We start from the raw sequence: 21,129 nt of genomic DNA on the forward strand, positions 1-21,129 counted from the left end.
CCCTGTTACTCTCCTGCCAAAGCCAAGGAAGCCTGCCGTTCACGGTAGCCGCCCTGGCCGTCTGGAATAATCTCCGTCAGCTCAATCTGAGTTTCACTCACCTGGGTTATCTGCCCATGGTTTGTTCCGAGGAAGTTCCCGATTTTAACCCTGTGAATCGTGCGCTCCTGAGTTTGCACCAACGCCCATGTGATGCCCAACTGCTCAAGTAACCCGACCATCCGAAGCGAATCAAGGGGATAACTTTCAAGCTCTTCCTTGCGCCGATTAAAATCTGGGCTCAAGCCAACGCCTTCAGCCTGACTACTGGTCTCTTCGGTTTGCGCCTGAGAAATAAAGGGGCTCCGACGACCATCGCTGATATATGCAAATGTCTCAATCGGCTTAATCTCAGGAAGCGGCTCAATATGCCCTGCCTTCCTGGACTTCACCTCTTCGACATAGCCCTTGAGATCATGCATGCCCCTATCCGCACACCCTGTTAACAGGTAGAGGACCATGAGAAATACGGCGAAAAGCCTTACACGCTGAAACAACCGCATCAATTCGCCCCCTCTTCTTCCAAGTAGCGATAAGTCTTAGCTGTCGCTGACATGACTAATTCGCCATCCTTTCTAGGCTCCATCGTAACATCATGGATTGTTACAATGCGTGGCAACGCCGCCAATCCACTGATAAATTCACCTAATTCGTGATAATTACCAAATACTCGTATCTGAATCGGCAACTCCGCATAGAATTCACGGGGCACCTCTTCCTGGGGATCAAATAACTCAAACTCCAAACCCGAAGCTAGTCCGGTCTGTGATACATCCACCAACAAATCGGCAACTTCTGTTTTGTTCGGAAGCTGACGGAGCATTGCACCAAAGGACTGCTTCATCTCCTCCAGCTGTTTCTTGTACTTTTCCAAATTAACCGCTTTGGCCTGCTTACTTTCGAACTCCGTTTTCAGCGCCAACTCTTTTTTCTCAACTGTCTCGAGATTTAGGAGTTGTTCTTCAGTATTCATGTAGTACCAACCGACACCCAAGCCGATGCACAGTAGAATGATAATGAAGCCCTTTATCGGAGCAGGCCAACTACCAATATTGTTAAAATCAAGTTCGTTCAGGTCCTGAAGGTTCACTGCTGACCTCCTTCACTGCTGTTCCGATTGATCTGCTTAGAGATCAAAGTGAACGTTCCTTTTGCTTTATCTGTACTGGTAATAACCTGTAACGACGGATTACCCAGCCATTCGGAAAGATCAATATTACGCATATAAGAGGAGACGCGTGCGTTAGACTCCGCCACGCCATCCATCGTAACCTGGTCACTCACCTGTTTAACCTTTGTCAGATACGTACCATCCGGAATAGTGGAAACCAGTTCATCGAACAAATGAACAATCTGTGGACGACTCCCCTGTAACGATTGAATAACATTCATGCGGGCAATGAGTTGTGCCTTCTGCTTTTCAAGGTCCTTAATCTCTTTGATCTTTTTATCGACTATTGCGATCTCCCCACCGAGATAACTGTTGCGCTCTTCCTGGTAGCTGATCATATCCTCAACGAAGAAATGAACCCCGCCACAAGCCGCGCCAGTCAGGATAAGTGCAAGCAATACCGACATGCCAAAATCTTTTTGGCGTTTCTTTCGGAGATTTTCCCGCCAGGGAAGTAGGTTTATATGGGCCATGTTAGTCGAAACTCCTTAAGGCGAGTCCGCAGGCTATCATTAGCGAAGGGGCATCATTGCTCAATCCCTGTGGCTTGACACTTGAAGCAACCGACATATTTGCAAACGGATTGGCCACAATCGTCGGGGTGCCAATCTTCTCCTCAATCAACTCATCCACTCCTGGAATAGATGAACTGCCACCCGCCAGGATGATCTGATCGACACTGTTATAGGCACTGGAGGAGAAAAAGAACTGGAGGGAACGACTCACTTGCTGCGCCATAGCCTCTTTGAAAGGCTCTAGTACTTCCGGCACATAGTTATCCGGGAGCCCCCCCTGCCGCTTAGCCATACCCGCCTCTTCATGCGAGAGACCGTATCGACGCTGTATCTCTTCGGTCAGTTGACGGCCACCAAAGTTCTGCTCCCGGGTGTAGATAATCTTTCCATTGCGCAGCACATTGAGCGTCGTCGTCGTTGCTCCAATATCCGCAATTGCCACCGTCTGATCATCCCCTCCATCTGCAAGCTGATCTGCAATCTGGCTGAATGCATTCTCCATTGCGTAGGCTTCTACATCCACCACACTGGCTGTAAGCCCTGCAATCTCAAGCGCAGCAACGCGATCGTCAACATTCTCACTTCGCGAGGCCGCCAGAAGGACATCCATCATTTCCGGATTCTTCTCGGACGACCCGAGAATTTCGAAGTCCAGATTCACCTCTTCTAAAGGGTAGGGGATATATTGATCCGCTTCCAACTGAATCTGACTCTCCATCTCCTGATCTGACAGAGAGGCTGGCATCGTGATGATTTTAGTGATGACCGCTGAACCAGACACCGCCACCGCAGCTTGACGCGCCCTGGTACCAGAGCGCCTCACGACATTCTGTATGGCTTGTCCGACCGCATCGACATCAGCAATATTTTTCTCAACCACTGCATTCGCCGGCAACGGCTCCACAGCATAGGCTTCTACTCTATACTGCGCACCAGATCTGCCAGATGATTTGCTTAATTCCAGCAACTTTACAGCCGTTGAACTGATATCAAGTCCAAGCATTGCCTGCTTCTTGGATCCGAAAAAAGGGGCCATCGCGTTTCCTTTCTCGCAATTATATTTAGGCTTTACGGAGAACTTTTAGGTTTTCCTTTAATTACACTAGTTAACTATATAGCAGTAAATGATTTTCTTGTGAAGTCTTTTTTGCCCAAGACTGTCACAGTTGCTCATATTTGGTAGTATAACGGCATATATCTGATATTCTGGATTCCTAAATTACTCAATCCGTGAACTGGCTCATGAAGTGGTTAAAGAAACTAACAAAGCTTTTTCTCTGGCTTACCCTCGTCGGTAGCGCCGCTGCTGCAATCAGTATAGCCGCTCTCTATTACCATCTTGAACCCACTCTACCCTCCACGGAGAGCCTTAAGAGTGTCAAATTCCAGGTTCCCCTGCGCGTCTTCTCCAACGACAACAAGCTAATTGCCGAATTTGGTGAGATGCGCCGTATACCCTTGTCCTACCAAGAGATTCCTGAACAGATGGTTCAAGCCTTCCTTGCGGCAGAGGACGACCGTTTTTTTGAGCACCCCGGAGTTGATTACAAGGGCCTCCTTCGTGCAGCCTATCAACTGCTGCTAACCGGCGAGCGCCGCCAGGGAGGCAGTACCATCACCATGCAGGTGGCGCGTAATTTCTTCCTTTCCAGCGAAAAGACTTTTACCCGTAAGTTTAGTGAAATTTTTCTTTCTCTGCGTATTGAACACGACCTGACCAAACAAGAGATTCTGGAGCTATACCTTAATAAGATATACATGGGCAACCGCGCCTACGGGGTGGGCGCTGCCGCCATGGTCTATTATGGAAAGTCCGTCGATCAACTGACACTGCCACAAATTGCGATGATTGCCGGGCTTCCAAAGGCACCTTCCCGCTACAATCCCCTCGCCGATCCAGAGCGATCACTCCAACGACGCGACTATGTGCTTGGGCGAATGACCAAGCTCGGCTTTATCACTGAATCGGACGAGCAAAATGCTCGCTCAACCCCTATCACCGCCTCACTGCATATCGCTAAAACAGAGGCCGACGCGCCCTATATCGCCGAAATGGTGCGCGCAGAAATGTTCGCCCGCTATGGGAACGACGCCTATACAACAGGCTTTAACGTATACACCACCATCGACAGTGCGCTTCAGACTGTGGCCAACAGATCTCTAAGGAATAACTTACAGGCCTATGATCAACGGCATGGCTATCGGGGCGCTGAGCAGCACCTAAACATTACCGGCACTGAAGATGACATTACCCTCGACGCCTTACTTAAAGACCATAGAACTGTTGGCGACTTACCGCCAGCAATCGTCACTGAGATCGGTGAGAAGAGCGCAGCAGTTTATCTTGGCGAGGGAAGGCGACTCACCATTCCCTGGGAAGGGCTTGAATGGGCACGGCCTTACAAAAGTGACAATCACGTCGGCGCCGCACCAAAGAAAACCGAGGAAATCATCAAGCCCGGCGATCTCATCCGCATTCTAGAGCGCCAGGATGAAGAAGGTCCTCAGATCCGGTTAGCGCAGATACCGGCGGCCGAAAGTGCACTGGTGGCCCTCCATCCTGACAATGGCGCAATCAAGGTTCTTGCCGGAGGCTATGACTTCTATCACAGCAAGTTTAACCGGGTGACCCAGGCACTGCGGCAGCCCGGCTCGGGATTTAAGGCCATTATATATTCTGCAGCACTGGAGTCAGGATTCACCCCAGCAAGCCTCATCAATGATGCGCCTGTTGTTTTTGATGATCCGAGTCTCGAAGGTGCCTGGCGACCTGAAAATTACAGCGGTAAATTTTTTGGCCCCACCAGACTTCGCTATGCACTAACCAAATCGCGTAACTTAGTCTCTATACGACTCCTTAGATCAATCGGCATACAAAAGGCGCTGGAGCATGCGCAGAGATTCGGCTTCAATCCGGACGAACTGCCTCACAACCTCTCACTGGCATTGGGAAGCGGATCCGTCACTCCCTTACAGATGGCGTCAGCCTATGCAGTTTTGGCCAATGGCGGCTTTAAGGTTGAGCCCTTTTTCATCGACCGGATCGAGAGGGATACCGGTGAGTTGGTCGAGAAAAGTAACCCTGTCACGGTCTGCGAAGAGTGTACGCAAGAAGCCTCCGGGGATCTGCTGATCGCCCCCCGGGTTATTTCGCCACAAAACCATTACTTAATGAATTCCATGATGCGGGACGTCATTACCCGGGGTACTGCGATAAAGGCACGTAGCCTAGGCCGCGGGGATCTTGCGGGTAAAACCGGCACCACTAACGATCAACGCGATGCCTGGTTCAATGGCTTCAACCGTTCACTGGTGGCAATTGCCTGGGTAGGGTTTGACACATCAAAGCCCCTGGGAAGAGGAGAGGTCGGTGGGCGCGCCGCATTACCCGCCTGGATTGACTTCATGAAAGTGGCCCTGAAAGATGTACCGGAGCTTCCCTTAAAGCTACCGAGCGGCATGGTCACAGTAAGAATCGACCCAAAAACCGGAAAACGGGCAAGTGTCGATCAAGCCGATGCCATTTTTGAGGTTTTCAGGAGTGAAAATGCACCGGAGGAGCCCGCAAACAATGCCACCACCAGCCAGCAGCAGGGGAAATCGACAAAGGAAGGGGCAGGCGAACAACAAATTTTCTAGCCCACAGCCATGCCGAAACAGCCAACACACCTTAATATAAGACAGCGCATTGCTATACAGGCCGCACAACTGATCGCTCGGCACCACATCTCCTTTGCCCGAGCACGGGATAAAGCGGCCAAGCGTCTAAACTGTACCGACCCACACCAACTCCCTGAAAATCGAGAAATCGAAGCGGCACTCCGTGATCATCAGCAGTTATTTCAAGCTACCAGACAGCCAGAACAACTCAAGTCACTCCGAAAAGCGGCACTCAATGCGATGCGCTCACTCAAATCATTCAATCCGCTATTGATTGGCCAGGTATTGTCAGGAACTGCATTTCAACACACCCCCATTGAAATCATTCTCTTTGCTGACACCAATGAAGAAGTGATTCTTGAGCTAATGGCGCAAAGAATACCCTGGAGACAGAGGGAGATACGCGCCGACTATACACAGAAGAAACATGTAAAAAGATCTATCCTGAGCTTTATTGCCGGGGAGGATGAAATTCATCTGCTTATCCTACCCATAGCGGACCGCCACAACCTTCCCTTAGACCCCATAGAACGACGCCCCCATAAGGGGGCGTCGATCAACAAGGTACTGAAAATGCTCGATCCTGATTAGCGCTTGTCCACAGGAACATAATCACGCATCGGTGCACCGGTATAAAGCTGGCGCGGACGGCCGATTCGGAACTCGGGGTCATCCATCATCTCCATCCAATGCGCAACCCAGCCAACTGTTCTGGCAACTGCAAACATCACAGTAAACATGCTGGTTGGAATTCCCAGGGCCTGGTAAATAATGCCGGAGTAAAAATCAACATTGGGGTAGAGTTTGCGTTCAACAAAGTACTCATCTTCAAGCGCAACCTGCTCAAGACGCAATGCCAATTCAAATAGCGGATTGTCATCATTACCCTTCATATTGGCCAGCACTTCATGACACACTTCACGTATTAGCGTGGCACGTGGGTCGAAGTTCTTGTAGACACGATGTCCGAAGCCCATCAAGCGGAATGGATCATCCTTATCCTTCGCCTTGGCAATGTACTTATCGATCTGTGAGACATCACCGATCTCATTCAACATATCAAGGACCGCTTCGTTGGCACCGCCATGTGACGGCCCCCACAAAGAAGCAATACCGGCCGCGATACAGGCAAACGGATTGGCCTGTGAACTACCTGAGAGACGAACGGTAGAGGTACTTGCGTTTTGCTCATGATCGGCATGCAGGATGAACAGCGTATTAATCGCCTTCACAGCTACCGGATCAGGCGTGTACTCCTCACAAGGATTACTGAACATCATATGCAGGAAGTTTTCACAGTAATCCAGATCATTCTGGGGATAGATGAACGCCTCACCCACATTGTGCTTATAGCTGGCAGCCGCGATGGTTGGCATCTTGGCTATCAGACGATGCGCAGAAATTTCACGATGGCGAGGATTGTTGATATCCAAAGAGTCATGATAGAAGGCGGAGAGCGATCCAACCACACCCACCATAATACCCATCGGATGTGCATCATACTGGAAACCATCAAAGAAACTTTTCAGAGTCTCCTTAATCATGGTGTGATGACGAATGGTATTATCAAATTTCGTCATCTCTTCAGCAGAAGGCAAGTCACCGTACATCAGTAGGTAGGCCACCTCGAGAAAGCTTGCTTCCTTGGCCAACTGCTCGATAGGGTAGCCGCGGTAACGCAAGATGCCCTTATCACCGTCAATATAAGTAATGGCGCTACGACAACTCGCCGTGGCTACAAAACCTGGGTCATAGGTAAACATCCCGGTATGCTTGTAAAGGGTCGAAATATCCGCAACATCCGGCCCTTCAGTGCCCGAATAAACAGGCAGATCTACAGAGGTTCCATCCGCTTCATTGGTTAAGGTTACTTTTTTATCTGACATAAGCTCACTTTCTCCTGCCATAAACTGGCTAACTGGCCTTTTATATAACAGTCGGCCGATCAGAACAACCCCTTAGGCATTTAATAGGACGATCATCCAAGTGATGAGCGTGTTGTTTTTTACTCTATTTACCTAAATGCCTACCCATAAATTGGCAATAATGGTCGTACTACGTGAATTTTACGGGATAAATACCTACAGCACTCCGTCATGAAGGAAATATTTGGACGCAATGACTGCAATATTTAATACTACGTATTGAAATAATGCATAGTACAAAAGGGCGAGACTGGAACAATATTACCCGCCTCGCTGACGCCTCTAAGCATAGACCATTAGACAGTCGTACGGACTAATGCCTGATTCGTCGCATAGACAAAATAAAAGGCACCGAAGTGCCCTTTATTTTCTCAGCATTTCGCTGGCGTTAACCGCGTGAATAGCGCTTGCGGAATTTATCTACACGGCCAGCGGTATCCATAATCTTCTGCTTACCGGTGAAGAAAGGATGACAGGCAGAGCAGACTTCCACGTGCAGATCCTCACACAGTGCTGAACGGGTGGTAAACTCGTTCCCGCAGCTGCAAGCCACTTTGATCTCTTCATAATTTGGGTGGATATCTGCTTTCATGACAGCCTCTGAATTAACTCAAACTACCCGCAAATAGGGGCGGGGTGAACGCACCATTATAGTAGAGCCAAGAACGCTTGGCAATATCAAGAAATAAGAAAACCTAATCAAATACACCGCGAGTCAAGGGTATGACATCAGCTCCCTTCATTTTTTTCGCCTGACTCCCCAAACCACGCCTATGAAGCCCACTCAGATGTTCAACGAGCCCCCCTTGCCCAACCATCTGCTCCCACATCATGCGTGATATGCGAATACAGGCGCCCATTGGACTGGCAGATAGCCTGCGCTCCTGATCAATGCGCCACTGAAGCCGCCTGAGACGGTCCCGCTGTGACTCCGGCGCCTGCTCGATCACCTGATCAATCATACTGCGACGCAATGCTTCAAACGCTTGTCGGTCTTTGGCCAGTTCAAGCCAATGATCAAAATCAAGTTTTTTTCTTGACCGCTCCATTGATCACCTCACAATCTTGGCTGGACGAAATGAAATATCCACAATCCGCCCGCATAGCTGTAGCACCAGACTAGCACAACCCTCGCTCGAATGTCTCCCTAAACAGAGACCCAATAAAAATCATAACGGACTGTTTTTTAAGGGTATATTTAGATAGTTGCGCTAAACAGCCGCCATTACATGGCTTTTCACTCCAGAAAAAGCGAGACGCAATCATCCAGGAACTGCCACCCCAGCTCCGATGCACAAATTCTGTCGCCCCCTACCAAAAGCAATCCCTTATTTACCCCCACATCTAACCGCCGCCTATAGTGCGCTTCACCCAATCCCGTCCGTTCGGTAAAGAGCCCTGTCCTGAATCCCTTCTTCAATCGGAGCGCATTCAACATAAACTCCATAACCAAATCATCTTCTTCCAGATGGCTGAAGCCAGACACCGCCAGCTCGGTTCCTGCTGATTGCAGGTACACCTCAGGCCTGCGCACTCGCCAACGCCGTGATACAGACCAGGGATCAGCATACGTAATCTTAGAGTGAGCCCCCGCACCAATGCCTAAATAGTCGCCAAACTGCCAATAGTTCATATTGTGCCTGCACACGCGCCCATCCCTGGCAAACGCTGATACCTCATACTGCGCAAAACCAGCAGCAGCAAGTAACGCCTGCCCGTGCCTTTGAATTTCAAAGGCGTCATCCTCATCGGGCAAGCGGCTGGGCGGCTGCCGATAAAAAGGCGTGTTTGGCTCAAGGGTCAACTGATAATAGGATATGTGATCAGGGGATAATTCAATGGCCATTCTTATATCGGCCAGGGCCATCTCCAGAGTTTGCCCCGGCAGGCCACACATCAAGTCAATATTCACTCTGTCAAAACCAGCGGACTTTGCAGCAGCAACAGCTGCTTGCGCTTCTTCCGCCCCATGGATCCTGCCAATCTGCTGCAACGACGACGCATTAAAACTTTGCACCCCAATGGAGAGCCGATTGACACCCGCCGCCGCGTAAGCCTCAAAGCGCCCCCATTCAAGCGTGCCAGGATTGGCCTCAAGGGTAACCTCCAAATCATCCCGGCAGTTGATTTGATCACGCACGCCACTGAGCAAGGTTTCGATCGCGTTGGCCGAAAACAGGCTTGGTGTTCCGCCCCCGATGAACAGGGTATCCACACAACGCCCCTCCATACCGGGATGGATTGATAACTCAAAACGCAAATCGGCTAACAGCGCCTCTATGTAGGTAGCCTCATTGGTATCACTCATCGCTTGATGTGAATTGAAGTCACAGTAGGGGCACTTCCGCACACACCAAGGTATGTGCACATAGAGACCTAACGGCGGCAACGGTGAAACATGGTTCATTCTCAAGCTCCTAATCAACCGTCAGCAACAGCGATTATTATCAATTCTGGTTTTCAGCCTATCAGCATTAACTACTTTGCAACACCACCCACAGGGAGTAGCATATTGGCCGATTTGTCAATTAATAACTCGCATGAGGGTAAAAATGTTCGAACAGCTTAGCGCCGCACCAGCCGACCCGATCCTTGGTTTAACTGAGGCCTTTAAGGCGGATTCTCGCACCGGCAAAATTAACCTTGGTGTCGGCATCTATAAAGATGAGGCAGGGACTACCCCCATTCTCTCATGCGTTAAAAAAGCTGAAGAGGCCCTGCTATCGCAGGAGACGAGCAAAAGCTATCTCAGCATAGAGGGCACAGCAGAATACGGCCAAGGCGTGCAACGCCTGCTGTTTGGAAAAGAGAGCGAAATCATCAACACCGGACGCGCACGCTCAGCACACGCGCCAGGCGGAACCGGTGCATTGCGCATTTGCGCGGAGTTTATTGCTCAGCATATGCCAAGCAAAAGGATCTGGGTAAGCAATCCAACCTGGGCCAATCACGGCAATATCTTTAAGGCAGCAGGTCTTGAAGTGGTCAACTATGACTACTATGACGCCGAGGCTAAAGATAAAGATTTCAATGCCATGAAAAAGTCTCTGCACCAAGCCGCTGCAGGTGACACCATCCTGTTTCATGGTTGTTGCCATAACCCAACCGGCATCGATCCTACGGCAGAAGAGTGGGAAGAGTTGGCAAAGCTTTCCGCAGAACGTGGCTGGCTCCCCCTATTTGATTTCGCCTATCAGGGATTTGGCAGTGGCATTGAAGAGGACGCGGCCGGCCTGCGTGTCTTCACCCAGCACAATCCAGAACTCCTGGTGGCAAGCTCATTCTCCAAAAACTTCGGCCTCTATAACGAGCGGGTCGGGGGTATAACGCTTGTGGCAAACGATGCGACCCAGGCCGAGACCGCTTTCAGTCAGGTTAAGTCGATTATTCGCGCCAACTACTCCAATCCTCCCTTTCATGGTAGCGGCATCGTGACCACCATCCTCAACAACGCATCACTGTATGTCGAATGGGAGAAAGAAGTGGCAGAGATGCGAGATCGTATCCAGGCCATGCGGGATCTGTTTGTGCAGACGCTGAAAGAGAAAGGTGTGGCGCAGGACTTCAGTTTCATTAGCCGTCAGTGCGGCATGTTCTCATTCTCTGGCCTGAATCCCGATCAGGTCAAAAGACTAAAGGATGAGTTCGCGATCTATATCGTTGGTTCTGGAAGAATCAGCGTGGCAGGCATGACCCGCAATAATATGGATGCCCTGTGTAACGGTATAGCCCAAGTACTGTAACGTCGTACTTCACCATATATTACGCCAAAAAACAGAACGCCCGACAAAATGCCGGGCGTTCTGTTTACATCGACAACCTTGTAAGCGTTAGCTGTTCGCGAACTCAACACCCTTCGCAATATTGCTTTCTAGGGTAGGCAGCATCTCGTCAAACAATTTCTGCTCATAGGCACTCAAAGTACCTGCAGGCAAAATCTCCTCAACACCATTCTTACCCAGACGAACAGGCAGAGAGAGGAAACGGGTTGGCTGGTCTTCCACTTCAACATAAGTACAGGCGACAGACTCTTCACCGCCCAAAGCCTTCAGCAGGGTCAGTGCAAAGCGTGCACCAGCATCAGCCATAGAAAGTGTAGCGGATCCGCCACCTGCTTTCGCCTCAACCACCTCGGTACCCGCATTCTGGATGCGTGGTGTCAGTGCTTCAACCTCTTCTTGGGTAAACTCAATACCAATCTGTGAAAGCAATGGCAGGATGGTGTTACCACTGTGGCCACCGATAACGGGGATATTCAATTCCGTTGGATCAAGACCTTTCAACTCTGCAACGAAGGTGTTGGAGCGGATGATGTCGAGGGTGGTGATTCCAAAAAGCTTGCGCTTGTCATAAACACCGGCGTTTTTCAGCACTTCAGCAGCAATAGCCACAGTAGAGTTAACTGGATTGGTGATAATACCGTAGCAGGCATTCGGGCAAACTTTTGCACCGGTTTCGACCAGGGTCTTAACGATTCCAGCATTTACGTTAAACAGATCATCACGAGACATACCGGGCTTACGAGGAACGCCTGCAGGAATGATCACGATATCGCAATCCTTCATGGCCGCTTCCAGTTGATCTGCACCATGACCCGTTACTTTGACCGGGGTAGGGATGTGGCTAAGATCGGCAGCAACACCTGGAACCATAGGATTAACGTCGTATAGCGCCAACTCAGAACCGGCGGGCATAGCGTTTTTGAGTAAGAGGGCCAGTGGTTGACCAATGCCGCCTGCGGCGCCAAGAACGGATACCTTCATGAGATTAATCCTCTGCAGTAATGTTAGGTAATAACTTAGAATAGCTCAAAATCGGACGAAATCTTACGGCATTTCTAAGAAAGAATCCATTCTGCCCTGAAAAAACCAGCCAATTAATAGGACAATTGTACTAAAATACACAAAAAACACTGTGAATTCATAAATTTTGGTTGCAAACAGACAAAAATAGCGTTACTGACGCTTGGAATTGGTATAATCTATTCGATAAATCTATAGTCATTATTTATTTTTTAAATCCATCTTTTGCAAAACCCTATAATTAAAGGAATAGAACATGTCAGACGAGTTTCGTGAGGCGTCACTTGATTACCATCGTTTTCCGAAACCCGGAAAGATGGAGATTGTTGCCACAAAAAAGATGGTCAACCAGCGTGACCTGGCACTTGCCTACTCACCAGGAGTGGCGGCCGCCTGTGAAGAGATTGTGCGCGACCCAAATGAAGCCGCCAATCTAACCTCCAGGGGTAATCTGGTTGCCGTCATCACCAACGGTACCGCCGTGCTCGGATTAGGTGCCATTGGCCCACTCGCCGCCAAACCTGTCATGGAAGGAAAAGCGGTGCTGTTCAAAAAGTTTGCCGGCGTGGACGTCTTCGATCTTGAACTGGATCTAAAAGATCCGGAAAAAATTATTGAGACCGTGGCCGCCCTTGAGCCCACCTTCGGTGGAATCAATCTTGAAGACATCAAGTCGCCCGAATGTTTCGAGATTGAGAGACGCCTGCGTGAACGGATGAAAATCCCTGTGTTCCATGACGATCAGCATGGCACAGCGATTGTTGTGGCCGCTGCAATCAGAAACGGTTTGCGGGTGGCAGGAAAAAACATTGAAGATGTCAAACTGGTCTGCACCGGCGCAGGCGCCGCGGCCCTTGCCTGCCTTAATCTACTGGTCAGCATGGGCCTTAAGAAAGAGAATATTCGCGTCGTAGATCGGGACGGCGTCGTCCACAAAGGCCGTAAAGCCGACATGGACCCCTACAAAGAAGTTTACGCGGTAGAGACAGATCAACGCACACTGGATGATGTGATTGAGGGCGCGGATATCTTCATGGGACTTTCCGGACCTGGCGTGATCAAGAAGCATCAGATCGCCAAGATGGCCAAACCACCCTTTGTGCTGGCTCTCGCCAACCCGACTCCGGAAATCACACCCGAAGAGGTACTCGAAGTCGCACCCGACGCCATCATCGCAACTGGTCGCTCTGACTATCCCAACCAAGTCAACAACGTCCTCTGTTTCCCGTTCCTATTCAGGGGCGCACTTGATGTGGGCGCGACCACCATCAATGAGCAAATGAAAATTGCCTGCGTTGAGGCACTTTCCGATCTGGCAAAGAAAGAGGCCTCGGACCAGGTGCAAGCCGCCTATGGTGGCCAAGCACTTCAATTTGGACGAGAGTACCTGATCCCCAAACCATTCGACCCAAGGCTGATGACCGACCTGCCGCCAAAAATTGCCCAGGCGGCGATGGACTCCGGCGTCGCCACTCGACCCATAAAAGACTTTCACGAATATCGTCGTACATTACGTGAGTTTGTATTCCGTTCCGGTCTGGTAATGAAGCCTGTGTTCGAACGCGCCATCGCGAATCCACAACGCGTGGTTTTTGCAGAAGGCGAGTCGAACCGCGTACTACAGGCTGTGCAAGTGCTTGTCGATGACGGCATCTGTAAACCTATTCTCATCGGTCATCCTGATGTCATCCAGGAAAAAGCAAAGGACCTGGGATTGCGTTTCAAACTTGGCACAGATGTAGAGGTTGTCAACATGAATGACAACCCGAACTATGAAAGGGACTGGCAATATTATCATGAAATAGAGGGGCGCAACGGTGTTTCACCTGCCTTTGCACGAAGGGTTGTAAGGACACGCTCAACGGTGCTGGCCTCACTGCTGACCATTCAGGGTGATGCAGATGCCATGATCTGTGGTGTAGAAGGGGCCTATATTCAACACCTCAAATATATCCGCAATGTCATTGGTGTACGACCCGATACAACGGATTGTTCAGCAGTCACTATGCTGATTCTGTCCAAGGGTACATTTTTCCTGACGGATACTCATGTAACCACAGACCCAACAGCTCAGCAGATTGCTAAAAAGACGGCTATGGCATCCGATATTGTCAGGCGCTTCGGCATGTCGCCCAAAGCGGCGTTGCTTTCTAACTCTAATTTCGGCAGTCGGAATAATGAGTTCTCACGTAAAATGAAAGAGGCACGTCAAATCTTACATGAGCAGTATCCCGGTGTAGTGGTAGAAGGAGAGATGCACGCAGACTCCGCACTTTCTGATGAAGTCAGGGACAAGATTTTTCCCCATTCCCGCTTTAAAGGTGCCGCCAATCTCTTGGTTATGCCTAATCTGGACTCAGCCAACATCGCCTACAATATGGTCAAGGTACTGGCAGATGCTGTACCTGTTGGACCGATGTTAACTGGATTAAAATTTCCCGCTCACGTGGTTTCCGATTCAATCACGGTTCGAGGTATCGTCAACATGAGCGCCGTTGCGGTAGTTGATGCCATCGACTGGAAAACCAATCAATCTTCCGGCTAACCGTTAAGAGTTGGCTGGCTTAGACATCCAGGCGCGATCGTCGCACTTACCGATCGCGCCTTTTTATATTCCCAAGCGTTTCAAACAAGGACTAAGTGGCGAGTCAATCGCTACCAAACAAGTATCTCCTTAGGTTTTCTAAAGTTATTAATATACGATTCCATTTGCACTCCCTTGGTCGATCGCATATATATAGGTTTCTGAGCTGTTCAGAACAAACCGATAATAACTCTACAAAACTAGAGGAGATCCAGATGAAGCGTCGCGACTTTCTAAAAAAGGCGGCAGTTGGTGCTGCGGTAGCCGGGGCCTCAGCCACCCTAATTTCTTGCAGTCAAAAGCAAGAAGCACAAACCACTACAACGGCACAAAAGAAAATTAAATGGCGTATGGCCACTAGCTGGCCGAAAGCATTTGACACCATCTATGGTGGTGCTGAAACGGTTGCTGCACGAGTAAAGGCCATGACCAATGGTCAGTTTGAAATCATCCCTTATGCCGGTGGTGAGATCGTTGGTGGCCTTGAAGTATTTGATGCCGTATCACAAGGAACAGTAGAGATGGGGCACACGGCCTCTTACTACTACATCGGCAAGAATCCCGCATTAGCATTCGATACCGCCGTTCCATTCGGACTCAACTATCGTCAACAGAATGCGTGGCTTTATAACGGTGGTGGACTGGAGCAGTTACGTAAGGTCTTTGCAGAACACAATATCGTCAACTTCCCTGCGGGTAATACCGGCGTTCAGATGGGTGGCTGGTTCCGTGAAGAGGTTAATACCGTAGCCGACCTGCAGGGCCTGAAGATGCGTATCCCCGGACTGGGCGGTAAGGTGATGAGTCGTCTGGGTGTCACCGTACAGGTACTCCCCGGCGCTGAAATCTACCCCGCTCTTGAGCGTGGCGTGATTGATGCCACAGAATGGGTTGGCCCCTATGATGATGAGAAGGCCGGCTTCTACAAAGTAGCCAAGTACTTCTATCACCCAGGATGGTGGGAGCCCGCTCCAACCCTCAGTCTCTATGTCAACCAGAAGGCATGGGATAGCCTGCCAAAAGATTTCCAGGAGATCGTCAGTTCAGCCGCCGCAGAGGCCAATCTGAACATGATGGTTGACTATGACTCTAAAAACCCCAAAGCGCTTAGGAGCCTTCTGGACAAAGGTGTTCAGATGCGTGAATTCTCCCAGGAAATCCTGGAAGCAACTCGTAAAGAAGCCTATGCGCTCTATGATGAACTGTCCGCAGACAATCCTCAATTTAAAGAAATCTATGACGGATGGAAGGCGTTCAAAGCAGGTTCCGATACTTGGTTCAGTACCGCCGAGACATCCTACGCCCGCTTTAACTTCAAGTAATTGCACTTGGTGTGAAGCCTAAAAAAAGCCCCATCTCTTTTTTGAGATGGGGCTTTTTCATTCCACATAACTAAGCACTGCAACTAATAAGATTGACCCACACCCGCACTGAGTAGTCCCGTCACCAGTTGTGGGAAATAGAACAGTGATATCAATCCGATCAACTGAATGATAATAAAGGGGACCGCTCCCCGATAAATATCGCCCGTCGTTACCGACTTGGGTGCCACGCCCCGCAGATAGAAAAGTGAGAAGCCAAATGGCGGGGTCAAAAAGGATGTTTGCAAGTTCATTCCGATCATCACACCAAACCAGACAAGGGCCATTCGAGCAGGTTCGTCAAACTCGGCAAACATTGGCGACAGAATCCTGACCACCACGGGTGCTAACAAGGGCACGATGATAAAGGCGATCTCGAAGAAATCAATAAAGAAGCCGAGAACAAACACCACCAGGTTAACCAGTATCAGAAAACCAATTGCACCGCCCGGCAGCGACGTCAACAGATCCTCAACCCAAAGATCCCCATAAAGGCCGCGGAATACCAGAGAAAATGCCTGTGAGCCCACCAGGATAAACATCACCATACTGGTCAGCTTGGCAGTCTCGGTCATGCTGTCGAGTACAGAAGCCAAGGTCAGGCGCCGCTTGGCTACCGCTAATACCATCGCACCAACCGCACCAAAGGCCCCTGCTTCTGTGGGGGTTGCCCAACCCGCAAAGATACTCCCCAGTACAACCACAATCAGCGCCAAAGGCGGAATCATTACCACCAATATTTCACGGCTCAGTTTTTTGCCACCTAAATCGCGAGCCTCTTTCGGCATCGCCGGCGCCTTCTTTGGCTGGAGCAGAGCGATGATGCCGATATACACCATATAGAGTCCTGACAGCATCAGGCCAGGGATCAGCGAACCCACAAACAGATCGCCCACCGGCGCACCTAGCTGATCCGCCAATACAATCAGAACTATACTCGGCGGAATCACCTGGCCCAAGGTACCCGATGCCGAAATGATGCCGCAGGCAAGTGACTTCGAATATCTGTTCTCAAGCATAATCGGCAGGGCAATCAGCCCCATCGCGACTACCGTAGCACCCACCACACCAGTTGCTGCGGCCAACAGGGTACCCACAATCACAACGGAGAAACCGAGCCCACCGCGCACCCGACCGAAGGCAATACCCATGGTCTTCAACAGGTCTTCTGCCAATCCCGTTCGCTCCAGCAACATACCCATCAGAATAAAGAAGGGTACTGCGAGCAGGGTGTAGTTTTGCATCACGCCAAAAATACGCTGCGACATGGCCTGCAGCAGGGCAAAATCAAGCAACCCCATATTGATGCCAATCGCAGCAAAACCTAATGCGGTCCCACCCAAAGCAAAGGCAACAGGGTATCCCATAAAGATCAGCAACAATGCACCCCCAAACATGATGGGGCCTAATAGATCCGGGTTCATATTCCCTCCTCCGCGTGATCAGGTCGAGGGAAGGGGATGAGCCCCCTGAGAAAGGCAATATGCTTAATCAATTCGCTGAAACCCTGCATAATCAGAAGCAAAAAGGCGATAGGTATCGCCGACTTAATAAGGTACCGCGGCAATCCGCCTGGATCAGGGGACCCTTCCATGACACCCCAGGAATCGGCCGCATAGGTGTAACTGACCCAGATGATCAGTACCGACAGCGGAATAAGAAAGAAACAGGTCCCAAAGATTTCAATCCAAGCCTTGGCTCGCTCTGATACCCGGGAATAGAGAATGTCCACGCGCACATGGGCCTGATGTTTCAGCGCATAACCCGCCCCCCACAAAAACACCAGGCTGAACATAAACCATTGGCCTTCGATGTAGGCATTGGAACTCAGATCAACCCCAATCGTCTGGCTTAATTTGCGCGTGACGGCGTTGTAAACACCCAACAACACCATAATCAGAACCAACCAGGAGATCAGCCGGCCAATCCGTTCATTCACGGTATCAATCAGTCCGGAAAAACGTAAAAGCTTCTGCATAGATTAAAACCCCTCAAGGGTAATTATTATGGGGTACAACCGTTAAACCCCTGAACAATACAAGATTCAACCAAGAGAAACCACCTCCATCAGTAAAACGGAACGCTATGAAATACCCCTACAAACATGGGCTATAACCAAACAGCCTCCCATGGTTGCATATGATACTTTTTAATGGCTGGATATAATGCATGCCAACATCTTATTCTACGGCTATATTATGTCTGCATACTGAGTAATGTGTAGATTAAATAGCCACCAAAAAACTCTCAAACAGTCAGGTATACATCATCATGCGCGCTCATTACGGCCCTGTAGAAAACGCAATCTCACAGCTGACCGGGCTGCTGGGTGACCGACTAGCAACCACAGCCGCAGTACGGGAGCATCATGGACATGATGAGTCCGGCTTTAAGCCATTACCACCTGATGCTGTAGCATTTGCACAAAGCACCGAAGAGGTCAGCGAAATTATTAAGATCTGCGCACAGCACAGCGTGCCCATCATTGCCTACGGCACCGGAACAGCAATTGAGGGCCATGTACAGGCGATCCATGGTGGCATCTGTATCGACATGGGACAGATGGATCAGATCCTGCGAGTCAACCAAGAAGATCTAGATTGCACCGTGCAAGCCGGCGTTACCCGCCTGCAGCTGGAGAGCCATCTACGCGATACGGGCCTCTTCTTTCCAGTTGATCCTGGCGCTGATGCATCACTCGGCGGCATGGCCGCCACCAGTGCATCAGGCACCAATGCCGTACGCTACGGCACCATGAAAGAGAACGTCCTGTCACTCACAGTCGTGCTAGCAGACGGCCGCATTATCAAAACCGGCACGCGCGCGAAAAAATCTTCGGCCGGTTATGACCTGACCCACCTGTTTATCGGTTCTGAGGGTACACTTGGCATTATTACCGAGATAACTCTGAGGCTGCATGGTTTGCAGGAGGCGATCTCTTCAGCCGTATGCAGCTTCCCCACAGTGGATGACGCCATCAATATGGTAATCCTGACCATTCAATCCGGCATCCCCATAGCCCGGATTGAGTTGCTTGATGCGTTGATGATGCATGCCATCAACCGCTATTCAAAAACAGATTATCCAGAGCAGCCCCATCTGTTCCTCGAGTTTCACGGTAGTGAAGCGGGGGTAATAGAGCAGGCTGAAGCGGTTCAGCAGATCGCCAGTGATTTCAATGGCAGTGATTTTACCTGGGCGACGCTCAGTGAGGATCGCAACCGCCTCTGGAAGGCGCGTCACGATGCTTACCCCTCGGCACTGCAACTTCAGCCAGGGACTCAGGCGATCACTACCGATGTCTGCGTACCCATCTCCCGTCTGGCAGAATGTATCCGCGAAACCCGCAAAGATATCGATGCCGCCAGCATGCCGATTGTGATGTTGGGACACGTCGGCGACGGCAATTTCCACTTGGCCATTCTTCCGCATCCAGACCACCCAGAGGAAATCGAAGAGGCCGAAGCACTTAATCACCGACTGGTACGCCGCGCCTTGGCAATGGATGGTACTTGCAGTGGAGAGCACGGCATTGGTCAAGGAAAGATAAGATTTCTCGAAGAGCAAAACCCCGAAGGCGTGGTACTGATGCGGCAGATCAAGCAGGCGATGGACCCCCACAACCTGCTCAATCCTGGCAAAGTACTTCGTATGGACTGAAGGCAAAACTAACGTGGTTGAAAAACTCTTTTGGAGCGATCCTTACCAAACCCGTGCTGAAGCTCGGATCACCAGTGTCCAGGATAATTGTATAACCCTGGACAGAACCATCTTCTTTGCATTCTCTGGCGGGCAGGAGAGCGACCAGGGTACGATCAATCAAATACCGGTTCTCGCCGCAAACTGGCATCAACAAGAGATCATCTACACCCTGGTAGCGGATCACGGACTCATACCGGGGCAAGTGGTCTCCGTTGAGATCAACTGGCCACGTCGCTATCGCCTGATGCGGCTGCACTTCGCCTGCGAAATCACCCTTGAGTTGATCTACAAGGCGAGACCCGGCATTGAGAAGATAGGGGCCCATATCGCAGAGGATAAAGCACGCATTGATTTTCTTTCACAGGACAATCTCAGTGCGCTATTGCCCGATCTCAAACAGCGTATTGATGCACTCGTTCAGCAGAATCTTCCCATACACAGTGACTACAGCGATCAGTCAAAGGGACGGCGCTATTGGCGCATTGATGGATTTGCCCAGGTTCCCTGTGGGGGCACGCATCTGCGCCACACCCAGGAGATCGGCACCGTCACATTAAAGCGCAAGAACCCGGGCAAAGGTAAGGAACGCATCGAAATCTATGTCGACGAATAGTTCATGCAAATTGCGACTGGGGGATTACACACCTCCCGTCGATTCGGGTCTGGATATCATCTACCAGGATGACGCCATTCTGATTGTAAACAAACCCAGTGGTCTTTTGTCGGTACCGGGCAGAGGGGAAGAGAAACGGGACTCGTTGGCCACCCGTGTTCAATCCCGAATAGCGGATGCGATGATCGTACATCGCCTGGACATGTGCACTTCCGGGATTATGGTGATGGCACGGGGTAGGGAGATGCATCGAGTTCTGAATCGAATGTTCCAGGAACGGCGGATTGATAAACGCTACCGAGCCCTTGTAGACGGCAAGATCGACCCTCCAGAAGGGACGATAAATTTGCCCCTGATTACCGATTGGCCCAACCGTCCCTTACAGAAAGTGGACCATGAAATGGGCAAGCCCTCCATCACTCACTTTCGGTTGCTTTCTTACACCACTGAGAATAACAGCAGTTTGGTTGAGCTGATCCCTGAGACAGGTCGCTCCCACCAACTTCGGGTTCATATGCTCGCTATCGGGCATGCCATACTGGGTGATAACCTGTATGGCGATGCGACCAGCCAAAATAAGGCCGATCGGTTACAGTTACATGCCACTGAGCTGGCCTTTGAGCATCCCATGACACATGCGCGTATGACCTTTCGATCTACGCCACCCTTTGGGTAAGGCATGCAGACAAAAAAACACGGGTTAAAATAATTCTGCCATACTATGAACGTGGTTATACGTTATTTGTGCCATCCTGGC

General features: G+C 50.3%; 19 protein-coding genes. 8 read left to right on the forward strand and 11 right to left on the reverse strand.

Annotated elements, in window-relative coordinates; genetic code table 11:
- Positions 1-5 precede the first annotated feature (5 nt).
- From FHP88_RS04925 to FHP88_RS04940, 4 genes are all read right to left on the reverse strand, one after another.
- Positions 6-461 carry a pilus assembly protein PilP gene (locus FHP88_RS04925; protein WP_260843164.1) on the reverse strand — a complete coding sequence of 152 codons (456 nt, stop codon included), beginning with the start codon at positions 459-461 and terminating at the stop codon, positions 6-8.
- Between the two features lie 80 nt (positions 462-541).
- The gene (locus FHP88_RS04930) at positions 542-1,129 is read right to left on the reverse strand and encodes a type 4a pilus biogenesis protein PilO (protein ID WP_144357900.1); all 588 of its coding nucleotides are present in this window, start codon (positions 1,127-1,129) and stop codon (positions 542-544) included.
- Positions 1,126-1,683: a PilN domain-containing protein gene (locus tag FHP88_RS04935; protein WP_144357901.1), complete on the reverse strand. Its 558-nt coding sequence runs from the start codon at positions 1,681-1,683 to the stop codon at positions 1,126-1,128. Before FHP88_RS04935 ends, FHP88_RS04930 begins: the two co-directional genes overlap by 4 nt.
- A 1-nt stretch (position 1,684) precedes the next feature.
- On the reverse strand, positions 1,685-2,761 hold the full coding sequence (locus FHP88_RS04940; RefSeq protein WP_186297613.1) for a pilus assembly protein PilM: 1,077 nt from the start codon (positions 2,759-2,761) through the stop codon (positions 1,685-1,687).
- A 206-nt stretch (positions 2,762-2,967) separates the two neighbouring features.
- On the opposite strand from FHP88_RS04940, the gene FHP88_RS04945 reads away from it, so the two are divergent.
- Positions 2,968-5,364, forward strand: a complete 2,397-nt coding sequence (locus FHP88_RS04945) for a penicillin-binding protein 1A (RefSeq protein WP_144357902.1) — start codon at positions 2,968-2,970, stop codon at positions 5,362-5,364.
- Positions 5,365-5,373: 9 nt separating this feature from the next.
- Entirely contained in the window at positions 5,374-5,976 is a 603-nt protein-coding gene (locus FHP88_RS04950) for a hypothetical protein (RefSeq protein ID WP_144357903.1), read from the forward strand.
- Here FHP88_RS04950 and FHP88_RS04955 read toward each other — a convergent pair.
- The 4 genes from FHP88_RS04955 to hemW form a co-directional block, all read right to left on the reverse strand.
- Positions 5,973-7,271, reverse strand: a complete 1,299-nt coding sequence (locus tag FHP88_RS04955) for a citrate synthase (protein WP_144357904.1) — start codon at positions 7,269-7,271, stop codon at positions 5,973-5,975. The genes FHP88_RS04950 and FHP88_RS04955 overlap by 4 nt on opposite strands.
- Positions 7,272-7,698: 427 nt before the next feature.
- Positions 7,699-7,902 (reverse strand): 50S ribosomal protein L31, encoded by a 204-nt coding sequence (gene rpmE, locus FHP88_RS04960; RefSeq protein WP_144357905.1) that lies wholly within the window; start codon positions 7,900-7,902, stop codon positions 7,699-7,701.
- A 103-nt stretch (positions 7,903-8,005) separates the two neighbouring features.
- Positions 8,006-8,359, reverse strand: coding sequence for a DUF3135 domain-containing protein (locus FHP88_RS04965; protein WP_144357906.1), 354 nt, complete (start codon positions 8,357-8,359; stop codon positions 8,006-8,008).
- 188 nt (positions 8,360-8,547) lie between these two features.
- Complete coding sequence (hemW, locus tag FHP88_RS04970) at positions 8,548-9,717, reverse strand: radical SAM family heme chaperone HemW (RefSeq protein ID WP_144357907.1); 1,170 nt, start codon at positions 9,715-9,717, stop codon at positions 8,548-8,550.
- Positions 9,718-9,862: 145 nt separating this feature from the next.
- Between hemW and FHP88_RS04975 the strand changes: the two genes are divergently transcribed.
- Positions 9,863-11,053: an amino acid aminotransferase gene (locus FHP88_RS04975; protein WP_144357908.1), complete on the forward strand. Its 1,191-nt coding sequence runs from the start codon at positions 9,863-9,865 to the stop codon at positions 11,051-11,053.
- 87 nt (positions 11,054-11,140) lie between these two features.
- Here the strand turns inward: FHP88_RS04975 and mdh are convergent, their stop codons facing one another.
- Entirely contained in the window at positions 11,141-12,073 is a 933-nt protein-coding gene (gene mdh / locus FHP88_RS04980; RefSeq protein ID WP_144357909.1) for a malate dehydrogenase, read from the reverse strand.
- A 295-nt stretch (positions 12,074-12,368) separates the two neighbouring features.
- Here mdh and FHP88_RS04985 point away from each other — a divergent pair, with 295 nt between their 5' ends.
- Both FHP88_RS04985 and FHP88_RS04990 read left to right on the forward strand, forming a co-directional pair.
- Positions 12,369-14,657, forward strand: a complete 2,289-nt coding sequence (locus FHP88_RS04985; protein ID WP_144357910.1) for an NADP-dependent malic enzyme — start codon at positions 12,369-12,371, stop codon at positions 14,655-14,657.
- A gap of 254 nt (positions 14,658-14,911) precedes the next feature.
- Positions 14,912-16,018, forward strand: a complete 1,107-nt coding sequence (locus FHP88_RS04990; protein WP_144357911.1) for a TRAP transporter substrate-binding protein — start codon at positions 14,912-14,914, stop codon at positions 16,016-16,018.
- Positions 16,019-16,101: 83 nt separating this feature from the next.
- Here FHP88_RS04990 and FHP88_RS04995 read toward each other — a convergent pair whose 3' ends face one another.
- Complete coding sequence (locus tag FHP88_RS04995) at positions 16,102-17,481, reverse strand: TRAP transporter large permease (RefSeq protein ID WP_144357912.1); 1,380 nt, start codon at positions 17,479-17,481, stop codon at positions 16,102-16,104.
- Positions 17,478-18,035: a TRAP transporter small permease subunit gene (locus FHP88_RS05000; protein ID WP_144357913.1), complete on the reverse strand. Its 558-nt coding sequence runs from the start codon at positions 18,033-18,035 to the stop codon at positions 17,478-17,480. The genes FHP88_RS04995 and FHP88_RS05000 overlap by 4 nt, the downstream gene beginning before the upstream one ends.
- A 293-nt stretch (positions 18,036-18,328) precedes the next feature.
- On the opposite strand from FHP88_RS05000, the gene FHP88_RS05005 reads away from it, so the two are divergent.
- Genes FHP88_RS05005 through FHP88_RS05015 form a run of 3 tightly spaced genes read left to right on the forward strand, consistent with a single transcriptional unit; the run spans position 18,329 to position 21,048 of the window.
- Positions 18,329-19,717 (forward strand): FAD-binding oxidoreductase, encoded by a 1,389-nt coding sequence (locus FHP88_RS05005; protein WP_144357914.1) that lies wholly within the window; start codon positions 18,329-18,331, stop codon positions 19,715-19,717.
- A gap of 13 nt (positions 19,718-19,730) precedes the next feature.
- On the forward strand, positions 19,731-20,372 hold the full coding sequence (locus FHP88_RS05010) for an alanyl-tRNA editing protein (protein ID WP_144357915.1): 642 nt from the start codon (positions 19,731-19,733) through the stop codon (positions 20,370-20,372).
- Complete coding sequence (locus FHP88_RS05015; protein WP_144357916.1) at positions 20,359-21,048, forward strand: RluA family pseudouridine synthase; 690 nt, start codon at positions 20,359-20,361, stop codon at positions 21,046-21,048. The genes FHP88_RS05010 and FHP88_RS05015 overlap by 14 nt, the downstream gene beginning before the upstream one ends.
- Positions 21,049-21,129 lie beyond the last annotated feature (81 nt).

The organism is Sedimenticola selenatireducens, from assembly GCF_007625115.1.
Taxonomy (GTDB): domain Bacteria; phylum Pseudomonadota; class Gammaproteobacteria; order Chromatiales; family Chromatiaceae; genus Sedimenticola; species Sedimenticola selenatireducens_A.